Genomic DNA, 16,807 nt, shown 5'->3' with positions numbered 1-16,807 from the left:
TATTCATGCTACCACTCGTATCTCTGACCTTGTTTTTGCCTCTCGCCGGCGCCGTGCTGATTCTGTGTTTGCCGAAGCCGACGGCGCGGACAGTGCATGGCATAGCGATCGTCAGTGCCGCCCTGACTCTGGTCGGCGCTCTGGCCATGTGGCTGCAGGGGGTGAGTGGTGAGGGCTTTTCCCAGGTTGAAGAGCTGGAATGGATGCCGGCCATCGGCGCCGCTTATCGGGTCGGGGTTGATGGCATAAGCCTGCCGCTGGTGCTACTGAGTGCCGTGCTTTTCCTGGTTGCACTCATCTACGCCTCGTCGCTTCGCGATCGCCCGCGGGCCTACGTGGCCCTGGTCCTGCTTCTTGAGACCACGGCAATCGGTACCTTTACCGCCCTGGACGGGATTCTGTTCTATGTGTTCTTTGAAGTTTCCCTGGTGTCGATGTATTTCATGATCGCAGGGTGGGGACACGAAGACAGGCAACGTGCAGCGCTGATGTTCTTTATCTACACCCTGCTGGGCAGCCTGCCATTGTTGCTTGCTATTCTGGGGCTTTACCTCGGCAGCCCTGATCCTACCTTCGATATGCGGGCCTGGATTGCCCATCCTCCGCTGGAGGGGGCGGCGGCCATGTGGGCGCTGATCGCCATGCTGATTACCTTTGCGGTCAAGATTCCCGCCGTACCGTTGCATACCTGGCTGCCGGCAGCCCATGTTCAGGCGCCGACCGTTGGTAGCGTCATCCTGGCTGGCATCATGTTGAAATTCGGGACTTACGGGCTTGTGCGCTTCGCCCTGCAAATGACCCCTGACGCTTTCCGCGAAGCCGGAATCGTTGTTCTGTTCTTCGGTGTCGTCAGCGCGATTTACGGCGCCTTTGCCGCCCTGGCACAGACGGATCTCAAGCGCCTGGTGGCCTATACCTCAGTCAACCACATGGGCTACGTGATCGTCGGCGTCGCCGCGGCTGCGCTAACACTGGATCCTGCCGTGCGTGCCACCGCTCTGGACGGTGCCGTGCTGCAGATGTTCAGTCACGGTCTGGTCACCGGTGCCCTGTTTTTCCTGGTGGGCATGATCCAGGAGCGTGCCCAGACCCGCGAAATGAGCGAGTTTGGTGGCCTGCTCAAAACAGTTCCGCTGCTTGGCTGGCTCTTTGTGCTGGCAGCTTTCGCGTCTCTGGGTCTCCCGGGCCTCGCGCACTTCCCGGCTGAGTTCCAGATATTCCTCGCGACTCTCGGTACCACTCCCATTGCCGTTATCGTGATTCTGGGCATTGCCATTATCGCCGGAACCTTTCTCAAGGCACTGCGTGAAACCTTTCTGGGTGAGCCCCGGGAGCGCTGGAATAAAATGCCGGATCTGAGCCCGCGCGAAATTCTCGCTGTGGCGCCCCTGCTAGTGCTCACTGTCGCCACAGGTGTTGCGCCGTCCTGGGTGCTGGACATCATTCACCGGACCACATCGGTACTGGTGCTGTAATGGGTCGAGATCTCGCATTATTAATCCCGGAAATTGCCGTCCTGTTGACGGCTGTCGGTGCGCTGATCGCGGAAATGCTGCGCCGGCCCCGAATTTCGCTGGCTGTCGCCGTCATCGGCTTGCTCGTTGCCACGGGGCTGACCCTGCGCCTGCTGGGCACAGACACAACGGTGTTTGGAGGCAGCTTTCGAATCGATGCTCTGAGCATCTGGGCCAAGCTTATTTTGCTGCCTGCTACAGTGCTTTCGATGCTGTTGGCGCGGGTGGATGTTCGGGGGAGCGCCCGCGAAGGTACGGTCTATAGCCTGCTGATCTTTGCCACCCTCGGCGCCCTGGTTCTGGCAGGGGCAGGGGATACCATGTTCCTGGTACTGGGTACACTGCTGACCGGCCTGGCCACCTTTGCCCTGGTTGCCTATCCGGATACTGATCCGGCGACCGAAGCTGCGATGAAATTCTTTGTATTCGCTTCGGTCACCACATCGATCATGATTTTCGGCCTGAGTTACTGGTTCGGCGCTTCGGGCTCCACACTGATTGCCGATCTGCCGGGGATGGATACGATGCCGATGGCTGTCATTCTCGGGTTCGTGGCTGTTGTTGTTGGTCTGGGCTACAAGGCATCGCTGGTTCCGTTTCATTTCTGGGCGCCAGATGCCTACGAGGGCGGGCCCCTCTCGATTGCAGCTTATCTGTCTGTAGTGCCCAAGGTTGGCGCCCTGTTTGCGCTAACGCAGGTGGTTCGTGACCTGCCCCCGGAAACCGGTTGGACTGCCGTCATTGCGGGCCTCGCGGTTCTCAGCATGACCTATGGCTATCTCGCTGCACTGGTGCAGGACAACGTCATCCGGCTGCTGGCCTATTCGTCGATTGCCCAGTCCGGTTATTTTCTTCTGGGCATTGTGGCGGTGGGCTCAAGTGAGCTTGCACTACCATCGATCATTCTGTTTGCCGCCGCCTATGCGGCCATGAACCTGGGTGCTTTCGCGGTTGCCGCCGCAACCGGGCGCACTCTGAACGATTTTGACGGGCTGGGACGTGCACGGCCGATTATGGGTATTGCAATGGTGATCTTCCTGCTGTCGCTGGTCGGCATTCCGCCGCTGGCCGGCTTCGTCGGCAAATTCATGCTCTTTGCTGCTGCCATCGACGTCCAGTTCACCTGGCTGGCAATCATAGCGATCGTCAACAGCGTGCTCTCGCTCGCGGTGTATCTACGCATCGTAGTGCCAATGTACCGGACGGCGGAAAAGACAACCATTTCACCGGGCACATGGCCCGGCATCGTGGTCATGATCACGTTTGCCGCCACACTGATCATCGGACTGGCCGCTCAGATTTTCCTAGCGGGACTGGCGACGTGATCGGACTCGCTATCAAAACGTCCGAGACCATAGACTCACGGACTGGCGGAGCATCTAGGTATCGTTCTTTAGGCTTTGACACCTGGACTCAGGACAATAAACTTCTTATAGCTGCGCCTCTCCTTATAGGCGCATCAGCAGGTTAGCAGTATTTCGGAGGTCGGGCTCACGGGTCTATGTAGTTATAACCCGGCAATTTCACAGATCATCCATCCTCCCCGTCTGACGAACAAGGCGCATTGCTTCGTGTTGCTCCAGCTCAAGAAGGGATTCGAGTAATTCCTTTGCTTCAGGAATTTCTGCCTTACCTATGAGGTTGCGATAAAGGTCCGTCACCTGATCATGGAAATCGAAGATTTCCCGGCAGATCTCATTGAAACCCAGCGCAGCATAGGGTGCATCACAGGTTCGATGCGTACGGATCGGGCTTGTGTTCCAGATGATCATATATATAGGTATTCAATGCTTTGGGGGCGGCTCGACGCTTGAACTCTCTGACAACAAATTCCATCTCATTCTCATGATCCGCCAGATAAGTAAGCAGCATCCTGGCACGCTCTTCTTCATTATGATCGGCACAATGAGAAAGACAGCGTGCCAGATTCTCATGAAGCTGGCGTGTCCAGTCGACCAGATCACCAAACGTTTTTACCTCCATGATCCTGCTCCTCTGAAATCAGTGGGAATGCATGTTGTCGCTGTGATTTGATGATTCTTTACGAGACAGAAAGAGACGTTCGCCAACCAAGATAGCCGCCATGACAACCGATGCTACTATCAGCACCAGGGGATCTGTCGTCGCTTTTACCCAAAGGAAGCCTGCCAGCACGACGACATCCAGCAGTATCGCAATAACCAGCACGATTGGGTTGGCACCGACTTCCTTGCGAAGATGACGCAACACCCCCCAATGAATAGCGATATCCATGATCAAGTAAAAGATGATACCAAGTGCGGCGATACGGCTAAGGTCAAAAAATGCCGTCAGAACCAAACCAAGCACGACGGTATAGACCAGGGTATGCTTCTGGATACTTCCTGGCATATGAAAGTGACGATGCGGCACCAGTTCCATTTCCGTCAGCATTGCCAACATGCGTGAGACTGCAAATATACTGGCAATGATGCCACCCGCGGTGGCCAGCATGGCAAGAATGACGGTAAACCAAACGGCGGCCTCTCCAAAAGCCGGCCGCGCAGCAGCCGCAAGTGAATAGTCTTTAGTTTCGATGATTTCCGTCAGGGACAAGTTACTCGCTACTGCAAACCCCACCAACGCATAGATAACGACGCAAAAACCGATCGATATCATGATCGCCCTGCCGACATTGCGATGGGGATCTTTTATCTCTGAGCCACTGTTGGTAATCGTCGTGAACCCCTTGAAGGCCAGAATACCCAACGCAGTCGCACCCAGAAAGCCTGTAAAAGACCCCTCAGGAGCCGATGCCGAGGTTTCCATACCGACGGAGTCGGCGAATATGACACCGACGACGCCAAACAATAGAATCCCACCAATTTTTATGAACCCGATTACTGATGCAACGCCCTGGATCAACTTGTTGGCGGTGAGGTTGATTAAGAATGCAGAAATAAGCAGCGCCACACCCAGTAGAGGCACATACAGAGACCTATCTCCTAGATCGAAGAGTTCAAGTGTGTAGGACCCGAAGGTTCTCGCCAGGAAACTCTGAGCGATCACCATGGAGAAATACATCAAGAGCGCATGAAAAGCGGTAGGTAGCGTCGATCCATAAGCTTTCTGCAGATACATGCCGATCCCACCTGCCGAAGGATAGGCATTAGACATCTTCACATAGGAGTAGGCACTGAAGGAGACGATTAGTGCCGATGACAAGAAGGCAAGAGGGAAAAGCGCTCCCGTCATCTCGGCCATCTGTCCTGTCAAGGCAAATATGCCAGCTCCAATCATGACCCCGGTCCCTAAAGCAATCGCGCCGACCAGAGACAGGCTATCTTTTTTATATTGTGGCGTTCTATCCATTGGCTCCATTATCTTTCTCCTAGCAGTTCACCTTGCGTCTCATCGATGCTTGGTTCCCGTGCCGATCTAGTACAGGCCGATCCCCTTCTCGATCACGCAGTAGATGCCAGTCAGCCATGCGACGATTCATGCCACACCCAATCGATGGCATATAACCGGCCTGGCCATGCCCCCCTGATGTGCGCTAGCTGCCATGAATCCTTCTCGATCGTAAGAAGAAATAATTCTATCGCGTGTCCAGTGAGATCTGGTGACCTATTCCATCGAGCGAAATGGTGTATAGAACCTCGAGAGAAGCCGGGTCGAGCACCCAGAGCTTGCTTTCCTCACGACTGGTGACAAGCAGCCGGCCATCATCCGGTACCACCGCCAGATGGTAAGGGGCCGTGGACAGGGTGATACTCTGCCGAGTCCCGTCGTCGAGCGTAATCCGGACTAACCGATCATCGCCCTGGCTGGTCGCGTAGAGGATTTGCCCATCTGGGCTCAGACCGACACCATGGGGGGCATCGCCGACCTCATATTCGCCCGTCACGCTGCCGGCAGGCAGATCGATCACGACGACGCGTCCGGCCGAGTCATCATTGACATAGAGCCGCTGATTGTCGCGTGAGAGCACCATATGCTCCGGGCTGCCGCCGACACGCAGGTTTCGCTCAACGAACCAGTGCTGAGTGTCGATTTCGCTGACCGTCCCGTTACCCGCGTTGCTGACCAGCAGCGACTGACCGTCTTCGCTTTCGACGACGTAGTTCGGATTCGGACCCGTTGCCACCGTCTCGATATGCTTTCCGGAATCCAGCGACACGACGCTGATGCTGCCCCCCATGGGATGAGTCGAGACGGCATAGCGACCATCGGCCGTCACCAGCACATGATGAACCGGGCCGGGAACTTCCAGCTTTCGCACAATGGCATTGGTGGTCGTATCCACCATATACAGCACGCCGGTGTTCTGCTGATTGGCCGCTGACTTTTCTCCGCCACCGTGATGGGCCGCATGTTCGTCTTCCGTCACGCCCTCCGGGGGGCTGACGTTTTCCTTCGTATCGCGTGGTGTGAGGCTGCCGGCGATCAGGTAGCGACCGTCCGGCGTTAGTGCAGAACCGTGCGTATTGAGGGTATTCGGAATGGAGGGCATCACCTGGTAGCTCTCCAGGTCAATGACGCCAATGGCATCTGCCGAGCCCATCGGCACGAAGGCGCGACTACCGGCTGCCATCGCGGCCATCGATGCGCCCAGCATGACCCCTGCCACGATTGCGTTGAGCCATTGCTTCGTTGATTTGCGTTCCATGCTGGCACCTCTTTGCTGGATACGCCGCGGGACGTAGGCCCCATAGGGGCGATGCCCACACAGCACTTAGTTGTTGGGTCCCGAGAAGAAGTCCTAGCGCTTGTCCTCGACCATGGTCAGATCTTCACCCGACGCAGCCGCAGCGAATTCGTGACCACCGACAAGGACGACGCGCTCATCGCAAAGGCGGCGAACATCGGCGAGATAAGGATACCGAGGAACGGAAACAGGACCCCGGCCGCGACAGGCACGCCGGCCCCGTTGTAGATCAGCGCGAAGAACAGGTTCTGCTTGATGTTGCGCATCGTGGCCAGCGACAACTTGCGGGCCCGCACGATGCCGTCGAGATTGCCCTTGACCAGGGTGAAGCTTGCGCTTTCGATCGCCACGTCGGCGCCGGTGCCCATGGCGATGCCGACATCGGCCTGAGCCAGGGCGGGGGCATCATTGACCCCGTCGCCCGCCATCGCCACCTTGCGGCCTTGTTCCTGCAGTTCACGGATGATGCGGGCCTTGTCTTCAGGCATCACATCAGCGCGGATCTCGTCGATGCCCAGTCGCCCAGCCACCGCTTTCGCCGTCCGCTCGTTGTCGCCCGTCGCCATGATGATGCGGAAGCCCAGTTGGTGCAGCGCCTTCAGTGCCTCGGGCGTTGTCTCCTTCACCGGGTCGGCGACACTGACCAGACCCGCGATGGCGCCGTCGAGTACGACGAACATCACCGTCTCGCCCTGGTCACGGCGGTCATTGGCGGTGTCCGACAGCTTGCCGCCGTCGAGGCCCAGTTCGGCCATCAGCTTGGCATTACCCAGCGCCACCGGCTTGCCGTCGACCACACCCTTGACGCCCATGCCGGTCACGGCCTCGAAATCGCTGGCATCGGCGAGTGTCACCCCACGTTCCTCGGCGCCGCCTACAATCGCCTCGGCCAGCGGGTGTTCGGAGCCGCGCTCCAGACTGGCCGCCAGGCGTAGCACCTCGGCCTCGTCATGCCCCTCTTCCGGCAACACCGCCACCAGCTTCGGTTTGCCCTCGGTCAGGGTGCCGGTCTTGTCGACCATCAACGTATCGACCTTGGCAAAACGCTCCAACGCCTCGGCATTCTTGATCAGCACTCCCAGCTGGGCGCCGCGCCCGGTGGCCGTCATGATCGACATCGGCGTGGCCAAGCCCAGCGCACAGGGACAGGCGATGATCAGTACCGCCACCGCCGAGACCAGCGCATAGGACAGCGCTGGCGCCGGCCCCCAGATCGCCCAGGCGATGAAGGAGAGAATGGCGACGCCGATCACCGCAGGGACGAACGTGCCCGCCACCTTGTCGGCGAACTTCTGGATCGGCGCGCGGGAGCGCTGGGCATTTGCCACCATCTCGACGATCTGGCTGAGCATGGTATCGGCGCCGACACGGGTGGCTTCCATGACCAGACTGCCGGTGCCATTGATCGTGGCCCCGGTGACCTTGTCGCCGTCGACCTTTTCCACAGGCACCGGCTCGCCCGTGATCATCGACTCGTCGATCGAGGAGCGGCCTTCGACCACCACGCCGTCCACCGGCACCTTGTCACCCGGCCGCACCCGCAGGTGATCACCCACCTGCACGTCATCCAGCGCGACCTCTTCTTCGCTGCCATCGGGCCGGATCACCCGCGCGGTCTTGGCAGCCATGTCCAGCAGCGCGCGAATCGCTTTGCCGGTGCCTTCACGGGCGCGCAACTCCATCACCTGACCCAGCAGGACCAGCGCGACGATCACCGCAGCGGCCTCGAAATAGACGCCGACATTGCCGCTCTCGTCGCGAAAGCCCTCGGGAAAGATGCCCGGCGCCAGCAGCGCGACGATGCTGAACAGATAGGCCGAGCCGACTCCCATGGCAATCAGGCTGAACATGTTAAGATTCATCGTCCGAAAAGAGTTGACACCGCGGACGAAGAACGGCCAGCCCGACCACAGGATCACCGGCGTCGCCAGGACGAATTCGATCCACAGCGTGGTGCGCTCGCCGAAAACGTCGCGGATCGCCGTGAGGCCCAGGAAGGGAGACATCGTCAGCACCAGCAACGGGACCGTGAAGATGGCCGCGACCCAGAAGCGCCGGGTGAAGTCGATCAGCTCGGGATTCGGCCCCTCATCGCCGACCGCCGACGATTCCAGCTCCAGCCCCATGCCGCACAACGGGCAAGCGCCGGGGGCGGTCTGGCGCACCTCGGGGTGCATCGGGCAAGTGTAGACGGCGCCGGCATGCCCGGCCGGCACCTTGTCGTACTTGCCGCCACGCACCGGCGTACTAGCCTCATGGTTGGCATTATGGTCCGCCTCGTGCTCGTGACACTGGTCGTGGACAGTATCGTCATGGCCGGCGAGGGCCTTTGGGTCATCGCTTACCACGGGCACGAGGTGCATGCCGCATTTCGGGCAGTCACCCGGCTGGTTGGCCACCACCTCCGGGTGCATCGGACAGATGTACTGGTCGACACTCTGGTGGTCTCCCTGGCAGCCGGCAGAGACGTGGTCCGTCTCGCCACTGCCTCGTGCTGATACATCATGCGATGCATGCCCGTGACAATGGTCGTGCTGATCTTGTTTCATGGAATCGTCTCCGTCGCCTTCATTGGCAGATGGAATCTCAGGATCGCCTGTTCCGTGATCGATTTGTCGCCATGGTGCTCATGCAGATCCATCAATGACGCAGATCGTTCCTGCGTTGCTCGTATTCCTCACGGTCGATCTCTCCCCGGGCATAGCGTTCTTGAAGAAGGTCCAGTGCCGTTGGCCGGGGCGGGTCCATGGCGTCGCCCCGCCCCCGGCTCAGGCGACGTACCAAGAAAACGGCCAAGGCGATAACGGCGCCCCAGAACAGCACCATCATGAACCCGCCGAAGAGCACATGCCCCCAGCCATCGTTGCCCATATACCCCATCATATCGCCCCACATGGTCGGATCTCCTTTCGTCATGAGGCACTCTGATGTCAGGCTAAGACCTGTGTGTTGCCCAAGGGTCAAGCTGAAGAGGCGAACGCATGCAGCTCTCGACTTCGGTCAACGTTCGGCCTGGATCATGGCATTTCGGCCTTAAGTGGCCGCTACTCCGGGATTCTGGCAAGAGCTCTTAGTGCCGCCCTGCCTGCTCATCATGAGAAATACGTGATCCATCGGCTAGCGTTCGCCACTGCCCCCAGCGAGGAATGAACATCGGCACCCTCCGCTGATAGGCGCGATAGGCGTCACCGAAATGGGCCAGCATCTGCTGTTCCTCGCGATGGGCCAGCCAGGCATAGGTGATTACGATCAACGGAAACAAACCAACCGAGAATAGCGTTGGCCAATGCACCACCCCCTCACCGAACAAGGCGATGAACAAACCCGTGTATTGCGGATGCCGTACGAGGGCATACAGTCCTCCGGTAACCAGGCGGTCCTCGCGCCGTGCCTTGTAGACTTGCCGCCAGCCTTGGATAAAGATCCCGATACCGGTAAACGCCAGTCCATAACCGAGCAGCATGGAGACAAGCATGCCGGTTTCTCCCAGCCCCACCAGCGTCGACCAGAGACTGGCGCTAACATACTCGCTATCCAGGCCGAAGAAACGCACCAGCAGATAGATAGTGAGTGGAAAGCCATACATCTCGGCGTAGAGCGCGATGATGAAGGCCTGCACCGCGCCGGCACCGGCCCATTCGCGCCAGTTCTTCGGTGCGAAATAGCGATAGAAGAACCAGGACACCAAGACGATGACGATCAGCGCGAGGCCCCAGGCCCCGGTATGATTGATGGATTCGTTCATAGCCTAGGCTCCGCTGTGCCGGTGGAGGCGTGTGACAAAGAAGTTGTAGAGCGGGCCGAAGACCAGGGCCACGTACCAGCCGTAGCCGAAGCTTTCAGCCAGGCCCAGGAAAAAACTTGGCCAACTCAACCAGGTGAAGCCAGGCAGGAATCGCAACCAGCTTTCGTACATCGCCTGGTCGGGAAACAGCAAGTCGAAGCCGACACATAGGATGAAGGTCACTGCCAGAAATAGCCCCAGGCTCATCCCCAGTGCGATCACGGGAATCCGCGGCGCGGCTTGACCCGGCAAGGGCGTGCCATGACGCGACCTGGGCTTGGCCATCGGAGCTGGATCGACGTCAGGCATCTTGGTTCTCCAGTTGGGCTGGCCGACTTTCGGTATCCGGGCTGACATATTGCTCGGGCGCTGCCTCGAAGCGTTCCCGACAGTCACGCGAACAGAAGTAATAGACGGAACCGTCGTGGACGCTCGGCTTGGCCTTCTCGGTGCTAACGGTCTTGCCGCAGACAGGATCCACGTCTTCGGCTGGCGGAATCCAGCGCGGGCCTTCGGAGGCCGCCCGGCTCTCTGACGCCACCTCGCCATGCTTGCCCTTGTCACGGCCATGCCCCATCACGTGAGCACCGCAGCCGAAGCGCATCATCAGGAAGATGAGTCCTGCCCAGAGCATGAAATACACCAGTTCGTTCATCGCCCTTCTCCTTTATCATCAACGCCTCACCGCTGGACGCCAGCGAGCTCGATGCCAGTCTGAGGCCTATGGGCAACCCAAGAGGCAAGCAGAACGAGATGTCACGTACTGCGATGCGATTCTTATCCCTAGAAAGCGTATCCCGCCAAGCTGAATCGATGCTGAATGCTGATCTTCGACTCCCGACGAGTATCACTCTCCCGTCCCTATCTAGCGATCGGAGGCACCCATTCTTCTGCGGTCACCGTAAGCGGCCTGTGACCGCGCGGCCTGTCGAGGCTTATCCGTGAGTCAGTGCAGTCAGGGGCGGCGGGTGCCAAAGCAAGTGATCGAACACCGCACGATTAGGCCTAGCTAACTGGACTCAGCCTGGTTTCAGCTTCGCCCTCTACACTAAAAAAAGACAGTAAGAGGTGTCTCATCGAGCATCTCTGCGTGCCGCCCTCAGAGTGGTGACGGCTCTCGATTCCAGGAGGCGATCATGAAACAACGACGCTTTCTCATCGGCGCGTCGAAGGTAGGAGGTTGCATAGGGGCGACATTCACGACGGAACCAACACCGATCAATCTGGAGGTTCCGCCTTACCGTTTCCTGTCCGAGGCTCGAGTCAAGATCGGCGTCGACCCCCAATCAATGACAGCCTAATACCGAGAGGCAAGTCACCATGACCGCCAACACAGCGACAGACAAGGCACCAACGGTCCGCCGGGCCAAGCGCAAGCGCAAGCGCCAACCGGCAGCATCACAAGAGCTGCCCGAGCAGATGGCCGCACCCGGTCCAGATGAGGTTACTGTCCCAAGCAACGCAGCAACGGAACTGCTCGCCTATCAGGGCGACCTGTGGCGGCGCGGTCTGCGCTACCTGGATACCCTGCGTGAGCGCGCCGATAAAATGCTCGAACATGAGCAGGCGGGTAAGCCGCCACTGCTCGACTTCGACTACGAGATGATCCTCGATGGTCGGCAACTGGCGCGGCCTGCCAACTATGCCCTGCTGCGCATCACCCGGGTCGGCGACGACTGCCTGGAGGACTGTCTCGACGAGAGCAAGCCGCCGGTCATGATCATCGATCCCCGCGCGGGTCATGGGCCCGGCATCGGTGGCTTCAAGCGCGACTCCGAGGTGGGCATGGCGCTCCACTTGGGGCACCCGGTCTACTTCGTGATCTTCTTCCCCGAGCCCGTTGCCGGGCAGACTCTGGAGGATGTGCAGCATGTCCTGCGACGCTTCGTCGAGACCCTGGGGGAGCGTCACCCCGGCAAGCCGCCGGTGCTCTACGGCAACTGCCAGGCGGGCTGGGCCATCGTCCTGCTCTCCGCAGACTGTGAGGGCCTGGTCGGGCCGGCAGTTCTCAACGGCTCGCCGTTGTCCTACTGGTCCGGCGAATCCGGGGTCAATCCCATGCGCCTGGCCGGCGGGCTGCTGGGAGGGGCCTGGCTGACCCACCTGATAGCAGACCTAGGAGACGGGCGCTTCGACGGCGCCCATCTGGCCGCCAACTTCGAGAGCCTCAAGCCGGCGAATACCTTGTGGCAGAAAGACTACCAGCTGTTTGCCGACATCGACGGCCAGCGCGAGCGGTTCCTGGCGTTCGAGCGCTGGTGGGCGGGTTTCTATACGCTAAGCAAGGAGGAGATCACCGCCATCGTCGAAAACCTGTTCATCGGCAACAAGCTTGAGCGTGGTGAACTGCAGATCTGCCCGGGGTGTACCGTCGACCTCAAGCACATCCGCAACCCGCTGGTGATCTTCGCCTCCAGCGGCGACAACATCACCCCGCCCCACCAGGCACTCAACTGGGTCCCGGCGGTGTACCCCGACACCGAGGCACTCAAGGCCGCTGGCCAGCGCATCATCTATCTGCTCAATCCGCATGTCGGCCATCTGGGGATCTTCGTTTCCGCCAAGGTCGCACGGCTGGAGCACCGGGCGATCCTCGAGAGCGTCGGCGAGCTGAATGACCTCGCGCCGGGGCTCTACGAGATGAAGATCGACAACCCCACCGGCGATCCCGACTGCCACAAGCCGCAGTTTCAGGTGCACTTCGAGGAGCGCCGCGTGGAGGAGCTGGACTACCCCGAGCAGGAACCGGCGTTCGAGCAGGTAAAAGCACTTTCCACGCACAATGTGGCCCTCTACGAGACCTTCGTCGGGCCCTGGGTACGATTGTTCGTTACACCTTGGTCCGCCGAGGCACTGCGTCAACTGCATCCGGCGCGGACCAGCCGGCTGATATTCTCGGAGCGGTTCGCGCCCTGGATGGGCAGCGTGAAGTGGCTGGCCGAGATAGTGGAGACCATGCCAACGCCGGTCGATAGCAACAATCCCTATCGGCAATGGGAGACCTTGATGAGCGAGGCGATCACCTCGACGCTGACGCTTGCCGGCACGAGTCGCGACAGCGTCTTCGAGATGGTGTTCAAGGGGCTCTATGGCCGTCGCCCAGCCCGATGAGTCGCGGCCCTACAGGGGCCAATGGATAGATCGAGGTCATTCACACCCTGCGCCAGCCGTACTTGATGCGAGTCATGGGCCAAGGCATCCGGCAGGGGTATCCTGCGAGAACCACCGCTTTGGTGCAGGCCTATCGCCGACCAGGCATCCCATAACACAAGAGGGCGTCAACATGCAAGTCGAAACCTTTCAGGATCTCATCGACTGGACCCGGGAGCTCCATGGCTTCCTGGCCAAGTGCCTGCAGCACTGCTCTGTACAGCAAGATGAACCCCGGGCCAAAGCGCTGCTTGAGTACCTTGCCACTCATGAAGCGAACCTGGAAAGTACCGTGGCGAGCTTCGAGCAGCAGGCCGATCCCAAGGCCCTGCATACCTGGGTCTATGACTACTTGCCCCATCCGCCCATCTCGCCCCATCAGGAGTGTGACCTGCCCTACGCCAACATGAGTTTTGATGAGATCTGTCGTGAGGTATTCGCCTTCCATGATCAGGTCGTCGAGCTGTATCAATATCTAGAAGGCCGCGCCGAGATCCCCGAGGCACGCACCTTGATCCAGCAGCTGCTGAAGATGGAGGAACACGAGGCGATGCGACTTTCCCAACAGGCCAATCGCGCCAGAGACCTGTAAGCGTGTATCTTGCTGAGGCCACAGCGCGCCATCATCGTCAATGCGGGTATCGGTGGAGCGGTACTGATGGTGATCCCATTTGCTACGTCGCACTGAAGGAAAGTGACTCGTGGAAACGCTCTCGTCCATTGGACTGATCGGCGCCCTCGTCGGCGGGCTGCTGTCGTTTTTCTCGCCCTGCACCCTGCCACTGCTGCCCGCCTATCTGTCGGTAGTCACCGGCGGCAGTGCCGGCAAGGCGGATCGGCGCTTCGAGGCGTTGCTGCTGAGCACCTTCTTCGTCTTCGGATTCAGCGTGGTCTTCATCCTGATGGGCCTGGGTGTGACCAGCATCGGCCAGCTTCTGCGCGGCTATCGTCAGGAGCTCAACTGGATCACCGGCAGCATTGTCATCGTGCTCGGCCTGTTCATGACCGGCGTGTTCCGACTGCCCGCCCTACAGCGCAGCTTTCAGTGGTCGCCCGAGTTGCGAGGGGGCTCCCCCATGGCAGCAACCTTCTTCGGCGTTTCCTTCGCCATCGGCTGGACGCCCTGCATCGGCCCGATCCTGGGCGCCATCCTGATGGCCACCTCGACCACCGCCAATGCCCAGGCCGGCATGCTCTATCTTGCGACGTACTCGATGGGATTGGCCCTACCCTTCCTGGCCAGCACACTGCTGCTCAACAAGTTCAGCCGCTATCGGGGCAGTCTGGGCAAGTGGAGTGCCTATGCCCGTCCGATCGCAGGCGTGATCCTGATTCTGATGGGGCTTCTGATCGTCTCAGGGACGCTAACCAGGCTCTCCAGCATGCTGGTGGACTGGTTCCCGGCCCTTGCCACCATAGGCTAAATGCTGCCTTCCTGAGACATCTTACCCTTTACACTACCCAATTCGGCACGGGTGAAACCCTACCAAGGATACTCAGTGCGCAGTTCGTGGCACAGAACCGTAAGCTCGGGTGGCAGTGATGAGCCGGAGACCTAACAGGAGAAATTGTCCGTGCTAGTCCAACTACATCTTGTAGGAGCCAGGTACAAAGTATGGGCTAGAGTATGGGCTGATAGAATTTAGACATAAAAAAAGCCGCTGAAATCAGCGGCTTATCTTTGTTTGGTGGCGGAGGGACAGGGATTCGAACCCTGGGTAGGTATTAGCCTACGCCGGTTTTCAAGACCGGTGCATTAAACCGCTCTGCCATCCCTCCGGCTTACGAGTGCATATATTACCAGCTTCGCTTGATTCGTCAAGAGGCAGTTTGCGATCAATGCGTTACGACACAATGTCGCAGCGGACCGAGCCTAATAGTAGAGACGCAGACCGACCCGGGTGATCTGGTTACCGCGCATTTCGCTGACGACCCAGTGGAAGCCGTGCCAGTCCACGTCATCGCCCACTACCGGGTGCCCGCCGACGCGCAGCGAGACGTATTCACCCAGCGTCATTTCTTGTTCGCCGGGGCTTAACGTCAGGCCATAGGCCTCGGCCACGTCCGACATCAAGGCATCACCCTGCAAGGTAAAGGTGCCAAAAAAGGCACGGGCACGTTCCAGTTTTGCATCGCCATTGAAGAGGCGGTTCAGGGCCGGAAGATCATCAGTGCGACCGATGACACAGACCACATCGCCCTCGCGTAGCCGAGTGCTGCCCTTGGGATGCAGCATCACATGCTGACGAAACATGGCCGATATCAGGGCCCCCGAAGGGAAACGCAGCAGGCGAATCGGCACGTCGTCTAGGGCCTTATCCTCAACCTGATAGACGAACATCTCATAGTCGTTCTCCGGCAATATGCCGAGCGGTCCACGGCGGTTCGGCGTGATCGTGGCGGGGACTTCGACCTTCATCCAACGCGCCATGAATGGCAATGAACCGCCCTGAATCAGCAGCGATAGCAGCACCACAGCGAAGGCGACATTGAAATACAACGAAGCATTCTCGACGCCGCCGATAACCGGGAAGATGGCCAGCACGATCGGCACGGCACCGCGCAGCCCCACCCAGGAGATGAAGCTGACTTCCCGCCAGCGAAACTTGAAGAAAGGCTTGATCGCGATCAGTACCGCCAGCGGACGCGCCACGAAGATCAGTGCGAGAGCGACCATCAGCGACGGCAGCGCGAACTCAAATACCTCACTGGGGTTAACCAGCAGCCCCAGCACCAGGAACAGTCCGATCTGACTGAGCCATGCCAGCCCGTCGTGAACCGGCAGGATAAAATCCAGGTGGCGCCCAGGCTGATTGCCAATCATCAGCCCCGTCAGATAGATAGCGAGGAAGCCGCTACCACCTAGCCAGCTGGTGGCACCGAACACGAAGAAACCGAGCGCCAGCGCCAGCAGCGAATAGAGCCCCGGCGCCAGATCCAGCCAGCGCAACAGGCGGGCAATGCACCAACCAGCCCCCAAACCGATCGCCAGGCCCAGGCCGAATTGGGAAAGCAGGAACATCAGGGTGCCGGTCACGCCGCGCAGATCACCGACCAGTATCTCGACCAGTGTCAGCGTCAGGAAGATCGCCATTGGGTCGTTGGTGCCGGATTCGATTTCGAGCGTGGCCCCCACCCTCTCGTTCAGGTTGATGCCCTGCCCGCCAAGCATCGAAAACACGGCGGCAGCATCGGTAGAGCCGACGATGGCGCCAACCAATAGCCCCTGGATCAAGGTCAGGTCGAAGACCAACATGGCAATCAGTCCCACCACGCCGCTGGTGATGAAGACCCCCAGAGTGGCAAGCGACAAGGCAGGCTTGAAGCCCACGCGGAAGGTTTTCAAACGAGTGCGCAGGCCACCATCGAGCAGAATCATGGCCAGCGCCAGGTGGCCGATCAGAAAGGCCAGGGAATAGTCATCGAACTTTATACCCAGCACCCCTTCCTCGCCGGCAAGCATGCCAAGGCCGAGAAAGATGACCAGCAGAGGAAGCCCAAACAGGGTAGAAAGGCGGCTTGCGAGGATACTCAAGGCAATCAGAAAGCCACTGAGCAGAAAGAGGGTATTGATGCTATCCATGATCATCCGTGGTCAAGCCAAACCAAGGCTCATTATGTCACAGCCACGGAAAGCCAGCGACGTACTCACGCGTTGGCGGGTGGCTCATACATGCTCAAGAGGGATAAACT

Annotated in this window: 15 protein-coding genes and 1 tRNA gene; 6 read left to right on the top strand and 10 right to left on the bottom strand. The window is 59.4% G+C overall.

Features of this window, described 5'->3' with window-relative positions; translation table 11 throughout:
• The first annotated feature begins 5 nt into the window (after window positions 1-5).
• Window positions 6-1,475: a complex I subunit 4 family protein gene (locus HUS66_RS06590; RefSeq protein ID WP_175070160.1), complete on the top strand. Its 1,470-nt coding sequence runs from the start codon at window positions 6-8 to the stop codon at window positions 1,473-1,475.
• The gene (locus HUS66_RS06585; protein WP_112056311.1) at window positions 1,475-2,839 is read left to right on the top strand and encodes an NADH-quinone oxidoreductase subunit N; all 1,365 of its coding nucleotides are present in this window, start codon (window positions 1,475-1,477) and stop codon (window positions 2,837-2,839) included. The genes HUS66_RS06590 and HUS66_RS06585 overlap by 1 nt, the downstream gene beginning before the upstream one ends.
• A gap of 400 nt (window positions 2,840-3,239) precedes the next feature.
• Here HUS66_RS06585 and HUS66_RS17765 read toward each other — a convergent pair whose 3' ends face one another.
• From HUS66_RS17765 to HUS66_RS06545, 8 genes are all read right to left on the bottom strand, one after another.
• A complete protein-coding gene (locus tag HUS66_RS17765; protein WP_240724529.1) occupies window positions 3,240-3,497 on the bottom strand; it encodes a hypothetical protein in 258 nt (85 codons plus the stop codon).
• An 18-nt stretch (window positions 3,498-3,515) separates the two neighbouring features.
• Complete coding sequence (locus tag HUS66_RS06575) at window positions 3,516-4,844, bottom strand: APC family permease (protein ID WP_240724537.1); 1,329 nt, start codon at window positions 4,842-4,844, stop codon at window positions 3,516-3,518.
• Between the two features lie 226 nt (window positions 4,845-5,070).
• Window positions 5,071-6,141 carry a YncE family protein gene (locus HUS66_RS06570; RefSeq protein ID WP_175070159.1) on the bottom strand — a complete coding sequence of 357 codons (1,071 nt, stop codon included), beginning with the start codon at window positions 6,139-6,141 and terminating at the stop codon, window positions 5,071-5,073.
• Between the two features lie 116 nt (window positions 6,142-6,257).
• Window positions 6,258-8,729 carry a copper-transporting P-type ATPase gene (locus HUS66_RS06565; RefSeq protein WP_175070158.1) on the bottom strand — a complete coding sequence of 824 codons (2,472 nt, stop codon included), beginning with the start codon at window positions 8,727-8,729 and terminating at the stop codon, window positions 6,258-6,260.
• 91 nt (window positions 8,730-8,820) lie between these two features.
• Window positions 8,821-9,075: an SHOCT domain-containing protein gene (locus HUS66_RS06560; RefSeq protein ID WP_205742484.1), complete on the bottom strand. Its 255-nt coding sequence runs from the start codon at window positions 9,073-9,075 to the stop codon at window positions 8,821-8,823.
• Between the two features lie 175 nt (window positions 9,076-9,250).
• Window positions 9,251-9,925 carry a methyltransferase family protein gene (locus tag HUS66_RS06555; protein WP_112056318.1) on the bottom strand — a complete coding sequence of 225 codons (675 nt, stop codon included), beginning with the start codon at window positions 9,923-9,925 and terminating at the stop codon, window positions 9,251-9,253.
• A gap of 3 nt (window positions 9,926-9,928) precedes the next feature.
• Window positions 9,929-10,273, bottom strand: a complete 345-nt coding sequence (locus HUS66_RS06550) for a DUF5676 family membrane protein (protein WP_205742485.1) — start codon at window positions 10,271-10,273, stop codon at window positions 9,929-9,931.
• A complete protein-coding gene (locus tag HUS66_RS06545) occupies window positions 10,266-10,619 on the bottom strand; it encodes a YHS domain-containing protein (RefSeq protein WP_112056319.1) in 354 nt (117 codons plus the stop codon). Before HUS66_RS06545 ends, HUS66_RS06550 begins: the two co-directional genes overlap by 8 nt.
• Before the next feature lie 481 nt (window positions 10,620-11,100).
• Here HUS66_RS06545 and HUS66_RS06540 point away from each other — a divergent pair, with 481 nt between their 5' ends.
• The 4 genes from HUS66_RS06540 (at window position 11,101) to HUS66_RS06525 (ending at window position 14,538) form a co-directional block, all read left to right on the top strand.
• Entirely contained in the window at window positions 11,101-11,265 is a 165-nt protein-coding gene (locus tag HUS66_RS06540; RefSeq protein WP_168709072.1) for a hypothetical protein, read from the top strand.
• A gap of 19 nt (window positions 11,266-11,284) precedes the next feature.
• Window positions 11,285-13,075 (top strand): DUF3141 domain-containing protein, encoded by a 1,791-nt coding sequence (locus HUS66_RS06535; protein ID WP_168709071.1) that lies wholly within the window; start codon window positions 11,285-11,287, stop codon window positions 13,073-13,075.
• Between the two features lie 172 nt (window positions 13,076-13,247).
• On the top strand, window positions 13,248-13,706 hold the full coding sequence (locus tag HUS66_RS06530) for an ATPase (RefSeq protein ID WP_112056322.1): 459 nt from the start codon (window positions 13,248-13,250) through the stop codon (window positions 13,704-13,706).
• Between the two features lie 109 nt (window positions 13,707-13,815).
• Window positions 13,816-14,538: a cytochrome c biogenesis CcdA family protein gene (locus HUS66_RS06525; RefSeq protein ID WP_112056323.1), complete on the top strand. Its 723-nt coding sequence runs from the start codon at window positions 13,816-13,818 to the stop codon at window positions 14,536-14,538.
• Between the two features lie 265 nt (window positions 14,539-14,803).
• Here the strand turns inward: HUS66_RS06525 and HUS66_RS06520 are convergent.
• Window positions 14,804-14,893: transfer RNA gene (locus HUS66_RS06520), tRNA-Ser, on the bottom strand.
• Window positions 14,894-14,987: 94 nt separating this feature from the next.
• Window positions 14,988-16,697, bottom strand: coding sequence for a potassium/proton antiporter (locus HUS66_RS06515; RefSeq protein WP_175070157.1), 1,710 nt, complete (start codon window positions 16,695-16,697; stop codon window positions 14,988-14,990).
• Window positions 16,698-16,807: the final 110 nt, after the last annotated feature.

Source organism: Onishia taeanensis (assembly GCF_013349955.1).
Lineage (GTDB): Bacteria > Pseudomonadota > Gammaproteobacteria > Pseudomonadales > Halomonadaceae > Onishia > Onishia taeanensis_B.
This window is presented reverse-complemented; position numbering and strand designations above follow the sequence as displayed.